15 protein-coding genes are annotated in these 18,258 nt (G+C 62.9%); 10 read left to right on the forward strand and 5 right to left on the reverse strand.

Going from position 1 to position 18,258, the window contains the following annotated elements:
- A partial coding sequence (locus Q0R16_RS07215; protein WP_295634232.1) for an EAL domain-containing protein occupies positions 1-925 on the forward strand: 925 nt, incomplete at its 5' end.
- A gap of 52 nt (positions 926-977) precedes the next feature.
- A complete protein-coding gene (locus Q0R16_RS07220; protein ID WP_295634237.1) occupies positions 978-1,508 on the forward strand; it encodes a DUF3592 domain-containing protein in 531 nt (176 codons plus the stop codon).
- Between the two features lie 43 nt (positions 1,509-1,551).
- Here Q0R16_RS07220 and mfd read toward each other — a convergent pair whose 3' ends face one another.
- Both mfd and Q0R16_RS07230 read right to left on the reverse strand, forming a co-directional pair.
- Positions 1,552-5,073: a transcription-repair coupling factor gene (gene mfd / locus Q0R16_RS07225; protein ID WP_295634240.1), complete on the reverse strand. Its 3,522-nt coding sequence runs from the start codon at positions 5,071-5,073 to the stop codon at positions 1,552-1,554.
- 27 nt (positions 5,074-5,100) lie between these two features.
- Positions 5,101-5,382 carry a succinate dehydrogenase assembly factor 2 gene (locus Q0R16_RS07230; protein ID WP_295634242.1) on the reverse strand — a complete coding sequence of 94 codons (282 nt, stop codon included), beginning with the start codon at positions 5,380-5,382 and terminating at the stop codon, positions 5,101-5,103.
- A gap of 82 nt (positions 5,383-5,464) precedes the next feature.
- On the opposite strand from Q0R16_RS07230, the gene recG reads away from it, so the two are divergent.
- The 3 genes from recG (at position 5,465) to Q0R16_RS07245 (ending at position 10,195) form a co-directional block, all read left to right on the forward strand.
- Positions 5,465-7,522: an ATP-dependent DNA helicase RecG gene (gene recG, locus Q0R16_RS07235; protein ID WP_295634245.1), complete on the forward strand. Its 2,058-nt coding sequence runs from the start codon at positions 5,465-5,467 to the stop codon at positions 7,520-7,522.
- 304 nt (positions 7,523-7,826) lie between these two features.
- Entirely contained in the window at positions 7,827-8,837 is a 1,011-nt protein-coding gene (gene pdhA, locus Q0R16_RS07240; protein ID WP_295634381.1) for a pyruvate dehydrogenase (acetyl-transferring) E1 component subunit alpha, read from the forward strand.
- Entirely contained in the window at positions 8,837-10,195 is a 1,359-nt protein-coding gene (locus Q0R16_RS07245; RefSeq protein WP_295634248.1) for a pyruvate dehydrogenase complex E1 component subunit beta, read from the forward strand. Before pdhA ends, Q0R16_RS07245 begins: the two co-directional genes overlap by 1 nt.
- 9 nt (positions 10,196-10,204) lie before the next feature.
- On the opposite strand, the gene Q0R16_RS07250 is transcribed toward Q0R16_RS07245, so the two are convergent.
- From Q0R16_RS07250 to Q0R16_RS07260, 3 genes are all read right to left on the reverse strand, one after another.
- Entirely contained in the window at positions 10,205-10,891 is a 687-nt protein-coding gene (locus Q0R16_RS07250; RefSeq protein WP_295634251.1) for a TadE/TadG family type IV pilus assembly protein, read from the reverse strand.
- 11 nt (positions 10,892-10,902) lie between these two features.
- Positions 10,903-11,445 (reverse strand): TadE family protein, encoded by a 543-nt coding sequence (locus Q0R16_RS07255; RefSeq protein WP_295634254.1) that lies wholly within the window; start codon positions 11,443-11,445, stop codon positions 10,903-10,905.
- Between the two features lie 68 nt (positions 11,446-11,513).
- Positions 11,514-13,352, reverse strand: a complete 1,839-nt coding sequence (locus Q0R16_RS07260; RefSeq protein WP_295634257.1) for a pilus assembly protein TadG-related protein — start codon at positions 13,350-13,352, stop codon at positions 11,514-11,516.
- 406 nt (positions 13,353-13,758) lie between these two features.
- Here Q0R16_RS07260 and Q0R16_RS07265 point away from each other — a divergent pair, with 406 nt between their 5' ends.
- The 5 genes from Q0R16_RS07265 (at position 13,759) to Q0R16_RS07285 (ending at position 18,258) form a co-directional block, all read left to right on the forward strand.
- The gene (locus Q0R16_RS07265) at positions 13,759-15,708 is read left to right on the forward strand and encodes a TadE/TadG family type IV pilus assembly protein (protein ID WP_295634260.1); all 1,950 of its coding nucleotides are present in this window, start codon (positions 13,759-13,761) and stop codon (positions 15,706-15,708) included.
- Between the two features lie 59 nt (positions 15,709-15,767).
- Complete coding sequence (locus Q0R16_RS07270) at positions 15,768-16,328, forward strand: TadE family protein (RefSeq protein ID WP_295634262.1); 561 nt, start codon at positions 15,768-15,770, stop codon at positions 16,326-16,328.
- Between the two features lie 35 nt (positions 16,329-16,363).
- Complete coding sequence (locus tag Q0R16_RS07275) at positions 16,364-17,002, forward strand: TadE/TadG family type IV pilus assembly protein (protein ID WP_295634265.1); 639 nt, start codon at positions 16,364-16,366, stop codon at positions 17,000-17,002.
- Positions 17,003-17,053: 51 nt separating this feature from the next.
- Complete coding sequence (locus tag Q0R16_RS07280) at positions 17,054-17,641, forward strand: hypothetical protein (protein WP_295634268.1); 588 nt, start codon at positions 17,054-17,056, stop codon at positions 17,639-17,641.
- 116 nt (positions 17,642-17,757) lie between these two features.
- Entirely contained in the window at positions 17,758-18,258 is a 501-nt protein-coding gene (locus Q0R16_RS07285; RefSeq protein ID WP_295634270.1) for an EF-hand domain-containing protein, read from the forward strand.

Below are 18,258 nucleotides of genomic sequence, written 5' to 3' on the forward strand. Positions count from 1 at the left end.
GCGCCCGCGGGTTGCCTTGTTGCGCGGGCTGCCGGGCGAGGGGGCTTCTGTGCTGCTCGATCGTCTCGATCAGGCCTTATCCACGCTCGAAGCACGGCCGGGCCAGCGGTTGATCTGGGCGGATGGTTCGCACCGGGCGAGGGGGCGCAGCGCGGCGCGGCTTGAGGCCGATCTGCTGGGCGCGCTGGGTGAGGAGCAGGGCGGTTCGCAGATCGCGGTGCTGTTCCAGCCGCAATATGCGGTGGCCGATGATGTGCTGATCGGGGCCGAGGCGCTGGTGCGGTGGGATCATCGGCAACTTGGCCGGATCGGTGCCGAGGCGTTGTTCGCCATCGCCGAACGGGGCGATCACGTCACCCAGCTTTCGCGCCATATCGCGGCGCAGGCAATGACGGCGGCGGCGGGCTGGGCAAAAGCAGGCCAGTTCAGGCTGTCGCTCAACGTCACCGCCGCCGATCTGGCCGCGACCGACTTTGCGGAGCGGATGCGCGCGATCATTGCCGCGAGCGGGTTCGATCCGGCGTGCCTGACGCTCGAAATTACCGAGCAGACCTTGATTGCCGATCTGGCCAGTAGCGCCGCCGCGTTGCGCCAGATGGCGGACCTGGGGGTGGGCATTGCGCTCGACGATTTCGGATCGGGCTTCGCCAACTTCCGCATGTTGAAGGCGCTGCCGCTCGACACGCTCAAGCTCGACGCCACGCTGCTGGCCGACGTCGCCACCGATCCGCGCGACCGCGCGATCCTCTCCGCGATCATCGCCATGGCGCGCGCGCTGGGCCTCAAGGTGGTGGCCGAGGGGATCGAGACCGAAGCCCAACTCGCCGTGCTGCGCGAGGAAGGGTGCGATGTGTATCAGGGGTTCTTGCGGTCGGGGCCGATTGGGGGGGAGGCTTTGGCGGGGGTGATTGCGCCTAATTCGTAAGTCCGCGAGAGCATCGGTAAATGCGCATGCTAATTCAATTACTTCTCCGGAGATGACTGAAATGAGCAAGGATAGACAAAAAAGTATGGGTTGGTTGCGCCCAACGGGGCAAATACTTGGTATTTTACTTTGCGTACTTTATGTTCTGCACGACTTTGGATCGGTAGTTTACAATGGCGTAAACGCCAACGCAAATCTGCGCGCGGAACTTGCGCAACACGGTATCAGAGCGCCGGGGAAAATCCTTGAAATGAGAGGTGGCAAAAACTGCCCAGCAAGATTTCGCTATGAGACGCGAGAAGGTCAGACGTTGACCCAATGCTACTCGGAAATCTTATTCGCTCCAGAACTCAAAAAACTGACTCCGGGGATGGCTGTCGATGTCATCTACAACCATTTAGAACCAAGTCACGCACTCCCGGCACCTTATACGACCGTGCCGCAAATAGATGGCAAAACGAAGCTAAATCGCACTCTTTTTCCAATCCTTTTGGCTGCTTTGGTTATGGCTCTTGCCGCAGGAATTTTAGCCTTTGGGTTGTGGGCGAGCCAGCGCGAAAAGAGAGCAATCAAGTGCGAATGATCCGAAGCCAATTTAGCCATCGCAGTAGTGGACTTTCCCAGCGTCAACCCTTCTTCGCCGCCCGCCTTGCAATCACCGACAGCCCCTTGGTCAACTGGATCAGTCCATGGAGCCGCGCTTCGGCGTTGCCCCAGTTGCGGGTGATGACCAGTTTCATGTCCGGCCGCAGCTTGGCGGTGCCTTTCAGCCGCTCGACATAGGCGATCAGGCCGGCGGGGTCGGGGAAGCTGTCCTTGTGGAAGCTGACCAGCGCGCCCTTGGCGCCGACGTCGATCTTGGCGATATTGGCGGCGATCGCCTGGCGCTTGACCTCGATCAGTTGCAGCAGGTTCTGCGTTGGCGGCGGCAGCGGGCCGAAGCGGTCGATCATTTCGGCGGCGAGCGCCTCGACCGCGTCCGAGCCTTCGGCGTCGTTCATGCGGCGGTAAAGCGCCATCCGCACCGCCAGATCGGGCACGTAGTCCTCGGGGATCATGATCGCGGCATCGACCGTGATCTGCGGGCTGAGCGTCTCGCGTTGGCGCGCCAGGCCGATGTCGCCCGCGCGCGCGGCCAGGATCGCGTCCTCGAGCATCGACTGGTACAATTCGAAGCCCACTTCGCGGACATGGCCCGATTGCTCGTCGCCCAGCAGGTTGCCCGCGCCGCGGATGTCGAGATCGTGGCTGGCAAGCTGGAAGCCCGCGCCCAGGCTGTCGAGATCGCCCAGCACCTTGAGGCGTTTCTCGGCGATTTCGCCGAGCGCGGAGTTCTCGGGGTAAGTCAGATAGGAATAGGCGCGGATCTTGCCGCGCCCGACGCGGCCGCGAAGCTGGTACAACTGCGCGAGGCCGAAGCGGTCGGCGCGGTGGATGATGATGGTGTTGGCGCTGGGGATATCGAGGCCCGATTCGATGATCGTGGTCGATAGCAGCACTTCGTAGCGGCCTTCGTAGAACGCACCCATGCGGTCCTCGACCTCGGTCGGGCTCATCTGGCCGTGCGCGGAAATGGCGCGGACTTCGGGCACGTGGGTGCGCAGCCAGTCTTCCAGATCGGGCATGTCGGCGATGCGCGGCACGACGATGAAGCTTTGCCCGCCGCGCTGGTGTTCGCGCAGCAGCGCCTCGCGCATCACCATGTCGTCCCACGGCATGACATAGGTGCGCACGGCGAGCCGATCGACCGGCGGGGTCTGGATCGTGGACAATTCGCGCAGGCCGCTCATTGCCATCTGCAAGGTGCGCGGGATCGGCGTGGCGGTGAGCGTGAGGACGTGAACGTCGGCCTTGAGTTCCTTGAGCCGTTCCTTGTGCGTGACCCCGAAGCGCTGTTCCTCATCGACGATGACGAGGCCGAGGTTCTTGAACTCGACCGATTTCGACAGCAGCGCGTGGGTGCCGATGACGACGTCGAGCTTGCCGGCGGTGAGCGCTTCCTTGGTCTGTGTCGCTTCCTTGGGTGGGACCAGCCGTGAGAGGCGGCCGATCTCGATGGGAAAGCCGCTGAAGCGCTCGACGAAATTCGAATAGTGCTGGCGGGCGAGCAACGTGGTGGGCGCGACGACCGCAACTTGCGAGCCAGCCATCGCCGCCACGAACGCGGCGCGCAAGGCAACCTCGGTCTTGCCGAAGCCGACATCGCCGCAGACCAGCCGGTCCATCGGCTTGCCCTCGGCCAGATCGTGCAGCACATCCTCGATCGCGCGTTCCTGGTCGTCGGTTTCGTCCCATGGGAAGCGATCGACGAAAGGCCCATAGCTGGCGGGGTCGACCGGCAGGACTTCGCCCGAACGCAGCGCGCGGTGCGCCGCGGTGGCCATCAGTTGGCCGGCCATCTCGAGGATGCGTTCGTGCATCCGCGCCTTGCGCCGCTGCCACGCCTCGCCGCCGAGTTTGTCGAGAGCGACGCCATCCGATTCCGAACCGTAGCGCGAAAGCACATCGAGGTTTTCGACTGGGATGTAGAGCTTGTCGCCGCCCGAGTAAGAAAGCTGGACGCAATCGTGCGGGCTTTGGCCGACGTTGACCGCTTCCAGCCCTACGTAGCGCGCGATGCCGTGATCGCGGTGGACAACCAGATCGCCGGGATTGAGCGCTGACAATTCGGCGAGGAAGGCGTCCGAATCCTTGCGCTTCTTCTTGCGGCGCACGAGCCGGTCGCCGAGAATGTCCTGCTCGGTCAGCAATTCCAGTTCGGCGTTGGCGAAACCCTGTTCGAGCGGCAGCACCACCGCGACCGGGCGGCCCCCGGCGGCGAGGCCGAGCGCCTCCTGCCAAGATTCGGCAGGCACTGGCTGCAATTTGCCGGCTTCGGCCAGGATTGAGGAGAGCCTCGCGCGCGAGCCTTCGGTGTAGGCGGCGATGATCGGCTTGCGGCCCTGGACGGCGAGGCCCGACAGATGGCGTGCGGCGGCTTCGTAGATGGTGCCGCCAGCTTTGCCGGTTGATTGCTGGTTGGCAATCGCGGCGCGTTCGGGCGCAAAATCGCGGCTGCTGGTGAAGCCGAAGTCGATCACGCTGGCCGATTCGGGCTCGGCGAACAGCGTGGTGCGGTGGACCGGCCAGTCTTGCAGGCCCTGCTCAAGTTCCGCCTTCGAAAGGTACAGCGCGGTCTCGGGCAGCGGGCGGTATTTGCCGGGCGACCGGGCGGCGCCCTCGGTGCGCGCGGCGTGATAATCAGCAATGTCGGCCAGCCGCGTCTCGGCAGCCTTGGCGGCGGCAGCGTCGATCACCAGCACGTCGCCGTCCGCAAGGTGATCGAACAGCGGGACCAGCCGGTCTTCGAACAATGGCAGCCAGTGCTCCATGCCCGCCAGCCGGCGCCCATCGCTGACCGCCTGGTAGAGCGGATCTTCGGTGGCCTTGGCGCCGAATCGTTCGCGGTAGCGGGTGCGGAAGCGCTTGATCGAGTCTTCGTCGAGCAGCGCTTCGCTGGCCGGGAGCAGCAGGTGCGACTGGACCGGCTGGACGCTGCGCTGCGTGCCCGGATCGAACAGTCGCAGCGTTTCGAGTTCGTCACCGAAGAAATCGAGCCGCAATCCGTGATCGAGCCCGCTGGGATAGACGTCGAAGATCGAGCCGCGCACCGCGTATTCGCCCGAATCGACCACAGTGTCGGTGCGGGTGTAGCCCTGCCGCTGGAGCAGCGCGATCAGGCTCTCGCGGCCGATTTCCATGCCCGGTTCGAGCAGCCGCGTCGCCTCGCGGATGCGGAACGGGGTGAGCACGCGTTGGAGCAGGGCGTTGATCGTGGTGACGAGCAGTTGCGCGCCATTTCGCTTACCCTGGAGGCGTTGCAGCGCCGCCAGCCGTCGCGCGGAAACCGACATGGCGGGGCTGGCGCGGTCGAACGGCAGGCAATCCCACGCGGGGAATTCGATCACGTCGAGTTCGGGCGCGAAGAAGTTGGCGGCTTCGACCATGCTGCGCATTGTAGACTCGTCGGGCGCGATGAAGACCGCGCGGCCGCCCTTCACAGCGGCGGCACGTGCAATGTCGGCCATGACCAGCGGCTGCGCGCCCCGGGCGACCGAGGACAGCGTCAGCGCGCGCGTGGCGGAAAGGATGCGGTTGAGATCTGGCATTTGTGGAAAACTTCAGGCGCGCGAGGATCAGCGCGGGATGGTCACGTAGTCGAGTTGCTTCATCGCATCCATCAGCGCCCCGGCGTAGCGCGCAGGCGGCGCTTCGGTGCCCATGATCCAGCTCAGCACGTCGGGGTCTTCTTCGTCGAGCAGCGCTTCGAACCAGTCGAAATCGGTTTCGCTCCAGCTTTCGTGGAAGCGATCGAAGAAGCACCCGCACAGGTAATCGGATTCGCGCGTGCCGCGGTGCCAGGCGCGGAAGCGCAGGCGTTTGGAGCGTGCCAAGAACGGGGTGGCGGGCGACGACATCCTTGGCCCGCTACGCCAGCGGCCCGGCCGTTGCAAGTCGCGGCCACTTGCCCCTTCGTGCGCAGCGCTTATCAGGCGTGCGATGCGCCCCGATCTGCTCAACCCGCTGTTCGCCGCCGTGGACTCGCTGAAAGGCGTGGGGCCGGGGCTGGCGCGGCCGTTGGAAAAGCTTTTGCTTACCCGGATCAGGGATCTGGCCTATCATCTGCCCGACCGTTTCGTAACGCGGCGCGCGGTGGCCGATCTGGATGAAGCCAGCGTTGGCGAGCAGATCGTTATCGCGCTAACCCCGCGCGAACATCGCTCATCGCCGGGCAGGGGCCCGTTCCGCATCGTAGCTTACGACGCCGCGGGAAATGCGATCACGCTGGCGTGGTTCGGGCGCAACGCGGGCTGGGCGAAGAAGCAGATGCCGCTGGGCAAGACGTGCTGGGTGGCCGGGCGGCTCGACCAGTATGGGCAGATGTTGCAGATGGTCCATCCCGATCATCTCGGCATGGAAAGCGGCGCGGCGCTGGGGCAATTGGTCGAGCCGGTCTATCCGTTGTCGGATGGGCTGACGCAGCCACGCATCGCCGCGCTGGTGCAGCAGGCACTGACCTTCCTGCCCGAACTGCCCGAATGGATCGAGCCGGGTCTGATTGCGAAGATGGACTGGCCCAAGTGGCGTGACGCCATGACGCTCGCGCACAAAAGCGAGCATCCCGGCGCGCGCGACCGGCTGGCTTATGACGAACTGCTCGCCAACAGCCTGGCACTGCTGCTGGTCAAGGCGGCGAACCGCAAGCGCACCGGCACGCCCTTGCATGGCGACGGGAGCTTGCGCGCGCGGTTGCAACTGCCCTTCGCGCTGACGGGTGCGCAGACGCGCTCGATCGCCGAGATCGAGGGCGATGTTGCGCAAGGCGCGCCGATGCTGCGTTTGCTGCAGGGCGATGTCGGATCGGGCAAGACCGCGGTGGCGCTCCATGCGATGCTGATCGCGGTTGAAGCCGGGGCGCAGGCGGCGATGCTCGCGCCGACCGAGATACTTGCGCGCCAGCACTACGAAACGCTGCGGAAGATGGCTGCGCCGGCGGGGGTTACGGTGGCGCTGCTGACCGGGCGTGACAAGGGCAAGGCGCGTGAGGCAACGCTGATGGGGCTGGTCGATGGCTCGATCCAGATCTGCGTCGGCACACACGCGATCTTCCAGGAGGCGGTGCAGTACCGCAATCTCGCGCTGGTGGTGATCGATGAACAACACCGCTTCGGTGTGGGCCAGCGGCTGTTGCTGACGCAGAAAGGGCGCCGCATGCCGCATTGCCTGGCGATGACCGCGACGCCGATTCCGCGCACGCTGACGCTGGCGCAATATGGCGAGATGGATGTCTCGCGGCTCGATGAAATGCCGCCCGGCCGGCAGGCGATCGATACGCGCGTTGTCGCGATCGATCGGATGCCAGACGTGATCGACAGTGTCGGGCGGCACATGGCGGGCGGTGGGCAGGCCTATTGGGTGTGCCCGATGGTGCGCGAGAACGAAGGCGCCGATCTTGCCGCCGCCGAAGCGCGCCATGCCGAATTGAAGGTGCGGTTCGGGGACACGGTCGAACTCGTCCACGGCCAGCTTCGGCCTCAGGTCAAGGACGCCGCGATGGAGCGCTTTGCCAGCGGCGCGGCGCAACTGCTGGTGGCGACGACGGTGATCGAAGTCGGGGTCGACGTACCCAATTCCACGCTGATGGTGATCGAACAGGCCGAGCGCTTCGGGCTCGCGCAATTGCACCAGTTGCGCGGACGGGTCGGGCGCGGGGCAGACAAGTCGACATGCCTGTTGCTGCGCTCGGCCGCGCTGTCCGAGACGGGTCGCGCGCGGCTGGCCTTGATGCGCGAAAGCCAGGATGGGTTCAGGCTGGCCGAGGAAGATTTGAAGTTGCGCGGCGGCGGCGAACTGCTGGGGACGCGGCAATCGGGCGACACGCCGTTCCGCGTCGCGGATTTCGAGCAGATCGCGCGGCTTTTGCCGCTGGCGCACGATGATGCGCGGCTGCTGATCGATCGCGATGGTGGGCTGGATGGTCTCAGGGGCCAGGCGGCGCGGCTGCTGCTTTATCTGTTCGAGCGCGATTGGGGCGTGCAATTGCTGCGCGGCGGGTGATCGGCCACTTGCCCCGCGCCTGCTATTTGCTAGTGTGCCCCGCACGGGCGTTGCGCAGCCAAGACGCAAGGTTATACGTCGATCATCGAGCACGCGGTATCGCCGCAGCGCACCACCACCCAACTCACCATCCAAGGGGGGATTCGTAAACTTGGCACAGCCAGCAAGGCCTCGCGCCGCGAAGAAGCCCGCGCCCGCAAGCGCGAAAGCATCTCCTGAAGCGTCGGCGAAATCCGGCACCGGCAGCACCGGCGAAACCGCGTTGCCGCAGGGCGGTGTGGCTGGCGATGATGCAAGCTTCGCGCTGCGCAGCCTTCAGCAGGCGCACGCGAACAACAAGCGCTTCGATGCTTCCGACGAACAGCTTCTCGAATTCTACGAACAGATGCTTCTGATCCGCCGCTTCGAGGAAAAGGCCGGCCAGCTTTACGGTCTCGGCCTCATCGGCGGGTTCTGCCACCTCTATATCGGCCAGGAAGCGGTCGCGGTCGGGCTGCAATCGGCGCTGACGACGGGCAAGGACAGCGTGATCACCGGCTATCGCGATCACGGTCACATGCTCGCTTACGGCATCGATCCCAACGTGATCATGGCCGAATTGACCGGGCGCGGCGCGGGGATCAGCCGGGGCAAGGGCGGTTCGATGCACATGTTCTCGACCGAGCACCGCTTTTTCGGCGGGCACGGCATCGTGGGTGCGCAAGTCTCGCTCGGCACCGGCCTTGCGTTCGGACACAAGTATTCGGGCGATGGCGGCGTGTGCATGGCCTATTTCGGCGATGGCGCGGCCAACCAGGGCCAAGTCTATGAAAGCTTCAACATGGCAGCGCTGTGGAAGCTTCCGATCATTTTCGTGATCGAAAACAATGGCTACGCCATGGGCACCAAGGTCAGCCGTGGCAGCGCAGAGACTGCGTTTTACCGGCGCGGCACGGGCTTCCGCATCCCCGGCATGGACGTGAACGGAATGGACGTGCTCGAAGTGCGCCAGGCTGCCGAAGTGGCGCTGGAATACGTGCGAGGCGGCAACGGGCCGGTGCTGTTGGAGGTCAAGACCTACCGCTATCGCGGGCACTCGATGTCCGATCCAGCCAAGTACCGCAGCCGCGAAGAAGTGCAGGAAATGCGCGAAAACCACGATCCGATCGATGGCGCCAAGGCCGAACTGCTCAAGCGCGGGGTGACCGAGGACAAGCTCAAGGAGATCGAGAAGGCCATTCGCGCGCGTGTCGGTCAATCCGCCGATTTCGCCGAATCCTCGCCCGAACCGGAGCTGCACGAGCTCTACACCGACATCCTGGTGGAGCAGTACTGATGGCAATCGAAATCAAGATGCCCGCGCTGTCCCCCACGATGGAAGAGGGCACGCTCGCCAAGTGGCTGGTCAAGGAAGGCGATGTGGTCAAGTCTGGCGATATCCTCGCGGAGATCGAAACCGACAAGGCGACGATGGAATTCGAAGCGGTCGATGAAGGCACGGTCGGCAAGCTGCTGGTCGCCGAAGGGACCGAGAATGTGAAGGTCGGCACCGTGATCGCGACGATCGGTGGGGAAGGTGAGGAAGCATCCGCGCCGCCGCCGGCTGCGAAAGCTGCCGAACCGGTAGCTGCTGCTGCGCCTGCGGTCGCCAAGCCCGCTCCGGCCAAGGCGGCGGTTTCTGCCGCCGACCCGGAGATTCCCGCTGGCACTCCGATGGTCTCGACCACCGTGCGCGAAGCCTTGCGCGATGCGATGGCCGAGGAAATGCGCAAGGACGATCGCGTCTTCGTGATGGGCGAGGAAGTTGCCGAGTACCAGGGCGCCTACAAGGTCACGCAAGGGCTGCTCGACGAATTCGGCGGGCGCCGCGTGATCGATACGCCGATCACCGAATACGGCTTTGCCGGCATCGGTTCGGGCGCGGCGATGGGCGGTTTGAAACCGATTATCGAGTTCATGACCTTCAACTTCGCGATGCAGGCGATCGATCACATCATCAATTCGGCGGCCAAGACCAACTACATGTCGGGCGGGCAGATGCGCTGCCCGATCGTGTTCCGTGGTCCCAACGGCGCAGCCAGCCGCGTAGGCGCGCAGCACAGCCAGAACTATGCGCCGTGGTATGCCTCGGTGCCGGGGCTGGTGGTGATCGCGCCGTACGATGCGGCCGACGCCAAGGGCTTGCTCAAGGCGGCAATCCGCAGCGAGGACCCGGTGGTGTTCCTCGAAAACGAGTTGGTCTACGGCAAGAGCTTCGACGTTCCGGCGATGGACGATTTCGTGCTGCCGATCGGCAAGGCGCGCACCGTCCGGCCGGGCAAGGACGTGACGATCGTGACCTATTCGATCGGCGTGCAGTATTCGCTCGAAGCCGCGCGGGTGCTCGCCGAGGAAGGGATCGACGCCGAAGTCATCGATCTGCGCACGCTGCGGCCGCTCGACAAGGCGGCGGTGCTGGAAAGCCTGTCGCGCACCAACCGCATGGTCGTGGCCGAAGAAGGCTGGCCGACGTGCTCGATCGCGTCCGAAATCATCGCCATTTGCATGACCGAGGGGTTCGATGATCTCGACGCGCCGGTGCTGCGGGTATGCGATGAAGACGTGCCGCTGCCTTATGCTGCCAATCTGGAAAAGCTGGCGCTGATCGATGCGTCACGCATTGTCGAGGCGGTCAGGAAGGTCTGCTACCGCTGAGCTGAAAGGTCAGCTTGCCGTATAGGTAGAACACGACGCGACGGGTGAGGGGTTGCTGGCATCGAGCTGGTAAATTTGTGACAAGTCGCGGCTGTCGCGGACGTTGAACGATGCCGTGGTGCTGATCGTCCGGCTGGTCGCGAACATGGTTCCGACGATAGGCTGGTAATTGTAGGTGATTTCTACAAACATCACGGCGTCGCCGGTATTGGCGGTGACGATGTTGCCCGCCGGACCCATGCCGTTGAGACCGCCGGCCGTGCCCGTGCCTTGGCTGCCATACGCCGACGACACGTTCAGCACGCCCTTGCAGCGCTGCCAATGGATGTACTGGTTGGTGGTGCTGGGCACGACTTCCAGGCTGCTGATGATCACGCGGCCGTTGCCAAGCACATTGAGCCCGCCCCCTTGCAACTGCCCGCCCAGCAGCAAGTCATTGATATCGCTTTCGTAAACTTTCTTGTTCTGGAGCGCTGACTGGTCGCCGATCCGCGAGGCATCGTCGGCAATCTGCATCGCGATCTGGCTTATCCGCATGTGGGTAACCGCAAGGTTGGCGGTTTCCACGCCATAAAGGCCCGCGATCAGCAACAACGGCAGCGACAGCGCAAACTCTACCGCGGCAACCCCCGATTGCGCGTACCCGAGTATGCCGAGCCGACGGCGGGCGTTGCGCAAAAGTGTCCTGGGGATCATTGCCAACATCCTCACGGGCAATACCTCACGGTTGGGGGTGAACTTTGCTGCAGGCCATAAGGCTGGTTGCGCAGCACGGTGCTGCCGTTCACCGTGACATTGGTCGGGATATTGATGAAGCCGGCGATGGGGAAGGCGCGCGGAAAGGTCATCGTTGCGGTGTAAAGCACCGCGTCGCGCGCGCCGCCCAGGCCGATGCTGCCCTGGTCCCGGTCCCAGCCGCCGTTGTTGTTGACGTCCTCGAACGGTTCGCCGGCATCGCACGTGCCGTTGCTGTTGGTATCCGTGAACTGCTCTGCAACCCCCACCTTGCTGAAGCTGGCGTAGCTTTTGCGCTTGAAGGTAACGGTCGCGTCGATGATCGCGGTGCGCACCGACGATGTCACGGCGGCGTCGATCGTTGCCGTGGAACCCGCCGCGCCTTCGATGGTGGAATTGCGAGCGGCCTGCTGCAACGCGCCCTGAAGCAGGGTTTGTGCATACATGGTGTAGGCCATGTCGAAAATCCCGAGCAGGCTGATCAGCAGCACCGGGGCGAGCAGTGCGAATTCCACCACGGTAACGCCGCGTTTGTCGCACCCAAGAGCGCGGCACCACCGATGTGCCGGTAGCCTGAACTGGCTCATCCCGAAATCCTCAAGTTGCTGACGCCCTTGGAGATCTGGGCGAATGCGGCGGCAAGTTCGGTGCTGTTGGCAGCGCTGAACGAGTGACCTGGGCCCGCGCAATCGGTCATGATCGGGTTGAGCGTGGTGCCGAAGGCGATGAACCACACGGTGATGTTCTTGTTCTTGATTGCGTTGCACGCATAAGTGAAGCGCTTCTCCACGACTTGCGTCAGCGAGATTGGAGAATTGGGTGTCCAGCGCCGCTGGTCGAGCGGTTCCACACCATACGTGCCATAGCTGATATCCAGCGGCGCGGTCTGGCCGTCGGTCAGCATGATGACGTTGCGCTTGGTCGTGTTCGACGGCGAGGCATCGGCATTTTCGCTGGCAAACAGGCCGGTCGGAGAAATCAGCCGGCCGCCCCAGATCATGCCGATGTCGTGGTACGTGCTGCCCGCAGCAACCAGGTTTGTCAGATAGCCGTCGAGATCGGCCGCCTCCCAGACCTGCAACTTCTTCGAGGGCGGCGGACAGGCTGCAAAGCCCGCTTCACCGGGTGCGATATATTCATCGTTGGTCACCTTCACACCGGTGTCGAAACTGCCGCCGCCAGACCAGTCGAGCTGCCGTTCATATATAAGGTCGGGGTATTGGGGACGCCATTGCGTTGCCGGGTTGCTGGCATCGGGGACACGGTCGAGAACAAGATCGAGCGCCCGGCCGAGATCGACATTGGCATAATCATCGATCTCGTAAGTGGCGCGCTCCTCCATGCAGCCGTTCGAATCGGTCCGCCAGCCTGCTGTCGAAAGCGTCACAGGCTGATAGCTCCACTTCACGTTCGACTTCTGCGCGGGATTGGTGATATACTGCCACGTATCGACGTAGTTCAGGTAAGTTGTCTTCGTGACGATGCACGTCAGGCCCTGCATGGCGACGCTGTAGTCCGCGCCGTTGCGGGTACGCTGATACGTCAAGACCGTGCTGGTTCCCGCCGGTGGCCCGGCGAAGGGCTTTGTCTCGCTACCGGTCTGCGCGATGCTGGGCGTGCCCGTGCTGGGCGGCAAAGGGTTTTTGCACTTGAATTTCAAGGTGAACAGATCGAAGCTCGCGGGATAGCTCTGGTCGACGTTGCTGCTCGAGGTGCCCGACACCGGCGAGATCGCTGTGTAGAAGCTGTAAGTACCGTTGGCATCGGACGTATTGGTCAGCGTACGTGACTGGTACGTCCAATTCGGCACGACCCATTCGTCCTTGAGCACGCCGCCCACGTTGACATTGGTGGAATAGGGCACGAACCCGAAGCGGATGCGGGTGCCCGGCACCTGGTTGGTGGCGGTCTGGCTCCAGAAATCCTTGACGACCTTGCGCACCGCCGAAATTTTCGACTGGCTATCCCCGGACAGCGTTTCGTTCATCGATCCGGTTACGTCGAGCACCATCATGATGTCGGTGTTGGTTACCGTCATCTGCGCGGTGCAGGTGATCGCCATCGGCACGCTGGTCAGCCCGAAGATGGCCATCAGGGTCGTTGGCTCGATCAGGCTCGCGGTACCCTTGATCGACAAGTCCGGGTTGACCGTAACGTTGAACGCCAGGTTCCGCGCGCCATACATGCCATCGGGAAAATTGGATTTGAACAGCATCCTGCCGCGGTTGATGGCGGTAAGCTGATCGTCGCCGCTGGTGGCGTTGAAATTTGCCATGCCCGCGACCTGTTTACGTGCGGCCAGCGTCCCGGCGTCGTAGGCTTGCTGGAGCCGCGACTGAACGACGTAAAGCCGCCCCATGTCGATGCTGCTGCCGACAAGCGCCAGAAGCGGAAACAACGCCGCTGCAATCAGCGCGATCATATTGCCCGCCCGATCGGCAAGCAGCCGCGCGAACAGGCCGGGGTTTTTGCCGGTGGTCGGCCGAGTACTCGACCTGGAAATCGGCCAAGGACAATAGCGCGTCGAATGCGATGGGCGCGCGTGGCCGGATGGGTCGCTGTCGGATGGCATCGCAGGCTGGTTAACCGCCAACCCTTAACAACCGGAAAAAGAGTAAGCGGCGGTCGTTAACGGCGGTTTTTGTGGTGTCCGGCCTAATGATATCGACGGGAGCCCTGCCCCGGACACTGGCGCGGTTCGGCGCCAAGGTGCCGCAATTCTTAACGAATTTTTAGCTGTCCGACCGATAAGACCCCTAGCAAGTTGGAATCTGGACAGGACCGCAATGCGCTTGGGCAAGTCATCGACCGCACGGATCGCTGAAGGGTTGGCAACACTGGTTCGCGATTCCGCGGGCAACATCCTGCCATTGACCGCGATGAGCGTGTTCGTGCTGACCGCGCTGGTTGGCAGTGCCGTGGATCTCAGCCGCGTATATCACGCCCAGAACCGCTTGCAGAGCGCTTGCGATGCGGGCGTTCTGGCGGGGCGCCGCGCCGAAATGACCAATGGCTACGATACCAATGCGCAAGCTACCGCACAGACTTATTTCAAGGCCAACTTCGACGAGACCCAGCAGGGCAGTAAAGCCAACACCACCACGCTGACCACAACCACGCCCGACAGCGGCAACACCGTAAACGGTTCGGCGACCACGACCGTACCGATGCTGATGATGCACTTGTTCGGCAAGACCTCGATCGTGTTGACCTCGAAATGCACCGGCACGATGGGCATCGGCAATTCGGACGTGACCTTCGTGCTCGATACGACGGGTTCGATGAGCGACACGATGTCGGACGGTACGGTCAAGATCACCGGGCTCAAGGCCGCAGTGAAGAATTTCTGGGTGACGCTCAACACCACCGTCGCAAACACCAATGCCCGAGTGCGCTATGCATTCGTGCCATATAGCACCACGGTCAATGTGGGCGCTGCGCTCAACACGCTCAACAACAGCTATCTGGCAGACAGCCACGGCTACCAGTCCGTGGTGCCGCTGTTCGATTCTGGAACCAACGTTGATTTTGCCAACTACACGACAACGGTTCCGCAGAATATCTATCAGTACAATAGCACTTACAACGGCAGCGTGTCACAATATTCGACTACAGCCTATTCAGATCAAGATGCCTGTATGGCCGCCTATCCGTCATCAAACTGGGTAAATGGGACGACAACGACGACCAATGCCAACACATCAATGAGAAAAAATGGCAATTGGTACAACGAAAACGTGGCGACATCGATCACCTCAACCCCGCAGACGCTCCAGAATTATTCGTGCTGGCATTCCGGTAACAGCTATTACATGTATGTTTACACTTCGTATCGTGCGCGCAAGGTTTACACCTATGACGCGGGAGTCGGTGCGGTATCCAGCACCACGAACTACACCTCGTTCGACCACTACGATTTCAAGCTGGTAAAGTATGACACCTCGGTGTTCAACACATTCGCCCCAGTTAACACGCCAACGGGTTCGGGCGGCGCTACGCAGACATCGACCTGGGACGGGTGCATCGAAGAACGCGCGACCGTGCCCGCGACCACGGTCACGTTCGATGCCGGATCGGGCGCAATCAGCCCCTCGGGCGCGACCGACCTTGACATCGATTCCGCACCAACCAGCAACGAGTCTACCAAATGGGCGCCGATGTGGCCCACAGTCACCACCATGCGCACCGGTTCATCGAGTGCGTCGACATATGCGCAGGACATCGTGCTGGGCAGCTTCGGCAACAGCCCGGGCTATGCCTGCCCGGCCGCCGCAAAGACGCTGCAAAGCTGGACGCAGACGACGTTCAACAGCTATGTCGATACGTTGACCCCCAACGGCGATACCTACCATGACATCGGCATGATCTGGGGCGCTCGGTTGAGTTCGCCCACCGGCATCTGGTCCACGCTGGTCAACACCGCGCCGACCAATGCGGGCAATGTCGCACGCCACATCATCTACATGACCGACGGCATCCCCAATTCTTACAACTACGAGTACCAGGCTTACGGCATCGAGGCACACGACAAGCGCATCACCACCAACGGCACCGACGATGCCAACGCGCTGCACGAGGCCCGCTTTCGCGCGATTTGCGATGCGGTAAAGGCCAAGGGCATCCGCATCTGGGTGATCGGCTACACCAGCGCCCTGACCTCGGATCTTTCGTACTGTGCCTCGCCCAACAGTTCGTACACCGCCTACACCTCGTCCGAAATCAACACTGCGTTCCAGCAGATCGCCAAGCAGATCGGTGAACTGAGGATTTCGGGATGATCGAAAACGTGGCTTTCACTCGCCTGCGCGCCGGGACCACTAGTATGCGCGGTTTGGCAATGGACAATTCTGGCGCCGGGACGCTCGAGTTTGCGCTGGTCATCCCGGTCTTCCTGATGTTGATCTTCGGCGTGATCGACCTTGGCCAGATGGCATATGGCCAATCTGTGCTGAACGGTGCCGTGCAGCAGGCGGCGCGAAATTCGGCGCTTGAAACGGCCAACACCACGACAACCGATCAGCTCGTGAAAGACACCGTAACCCCGGTCCTGCCAGGCGCAACGATCACCTCGACCCGCACCAACTACTACGATTTTTCCGATATCAGCCGGAAGGAAAAGTGGACCGACAGCAATGCCAACGGCCGCTGCGACAACGGCGAACCTTACGTTGACGAAAACGGCAACGGCCATTGGGATTCCGACATCGGCGAAAGTGGCAACGGCAGTGCGAACGACGTCGTGATCTACACGGTCACCGCAGCTTACACGCCGGTCATTGCCATTCCGCTTGTGGCCGGTGCATTCCGCCAACAAATCACCCTGACATCAAGCGCGGTAAAGAAGAACCAGCCGTTCGCAAACCAGGTCAGCTACGGAACGGTTACCGGTACGTGCTGATGCAGTTCACCGCCACGCGTCGCGTTCCCGGCCTAATGCGCGCGCTGCTTGGATCGACCTCGGGCGCGGCCGCGATCGAATTCGCGCTGACGCTGCCGCTGTTGCTGACCCTTACATTCTTCGGCACCGAAATCGCATACGAAGCCTCGGTCAACATGGAGATGAGCCAGATTGCGCTATCGGCTGCGGACAATGCCTCGCGTCTCGAACAGACCAACAACTCTGCCGTGACCCCGACGGTGACGGAGGCCGACGTCGCCTCGGTCATGAACGGCGTGCTCAAGCAGGGGGCGGCCTACAATTTCCAGACCAATGGCCGCGTCATCCTGTCGAGCCTTGAAACCGATCCATCGACCGGCAAGCAATATATCCACTGGCAGCGCTGTATCGGCAACCTTGCGGTCCAGTCGGTCTATGGCAACGACACCACGCGAAACGGGCTGAGCGGGGCCACGATCACCAGCCTGGGCAGCGGCGCGGTCAAGGTTTCGGCCCCAGCCGCAAGCAACAATCAGGCGGTAATGTTCGTTGAACTTTACTACAATTACAATGGCTTGTTTGGCACGATGTTCATGCCGCAACAACGCTTCGCACACGAAGGCGCCTTCATCACGCGTGACAGCCGCAACTTGTCGGCGGGCCTGACCGGAACCAAGACCACGCCTTGCACCTGATCCTTCGCGGCTGCTCTTGCGCCGGTCGGCCAGATTGCGCAGGAACCGCGCGTGAGCGCAGAAACCCCGATCCTTGATCCACAACACCCGCCGGCCCGACTGGCGCTGGCTTACGCACTGGCTGCCGATCGGCAACTATGGTCTGCATATTTCGCGCTAGAAGCCCGGCTGGCAGACGCGGGCAGGCGTACATCGCAACCGATGATGGCGCAGTTGCGGCTGGCGTGGTGGCGTGATCGGCTGAATGCGCCGGCCTCAGACTGGCCCACAGGCGAGCCTCTGCTCGCTGCGCTGGCTCCGTGGGATGGCGAGCGCGGGGCTTTGGTAGGGCTGGTCGATGGCTGGGAGGCGTTGCTGGTCGCCGACGATGCGGGCCGGGCGCTTGCCGAAGCACGCGTCCTGGCCATGCTGGCGCTCGCCCGGCTGCTGAAGGTCGACGCTGCACCCGCGATCGAAGCCGCCGCGCGGGATTGGCTGGCGCCAGGGACCGACACGCGCAATCGATCGTTGCCAAGGCCGATGCGCCCTCTGGCGGTGTTGCGCATGCTGGCTTTGCGCGAGGCTGCGCGGCGGGGCGGTTCGACCCAACCGCTGGGCGACGCGCTCGCCTTGCTACGGTTGGCGCTGACAGGCCGTTGACGGGTCCTGCCGTTTTGGCAGCATCGGACACTTTGCAAGGCGGTGTGGCAGGCTAGACAGTCCCGCAACGGACTGCCTTGACCCTAGGTGGCCGGATTGTTGCGGAGCCATCGCGCATGAACCGGACTTTGCTGGGAGGGTTGGCGGCGCTGCTGATGGTGGCGGCGGGGGTGTTCTGGTGGCAGGGCCGCGCGGCGGTCGAACGCAACGCGCCACCGCCCGAAGTCGCGGCTGCCCAAGAAGAACAAGCCGACGCCGACCTGGCCGAATCGCCCGAAGGCCTGCCCACCGATCACGCCAGCAAACGCGGCGCCGCGCTGCCCGAGGAAACCGAAGCGAGCAAGGAACAGCGCCGCTTCGATCGTTATGACCGCGATCATGACGGGCGGATCACCACCACCGAATTGCTCGCTCCGCGCGTCAAGGCATTCAAGAAGCTCGACATCAACGGCGATAACCTGCTCAGCTTCGACGAATGGTCGATTGCGACCCGCAAGCGGTTCAAGAAGATGGACCTGAACGGCGACGGCGTGATCAGCCCGCAGGAACTTGCCGCCTCGAAGAAGCCTGCAAAGCGCAAGCAGAAGTGCAAATGCGCGGCGCCACCGGGCGATTGA

The organism is Novosphingobium sp. (genome assembly GCF_025351285.1).
GTDB lineage: Bacteria > Pseudomonadota > Alphaproteobacteria > Sphingomonadales > Sphingomonadaceae > Novosphingobium.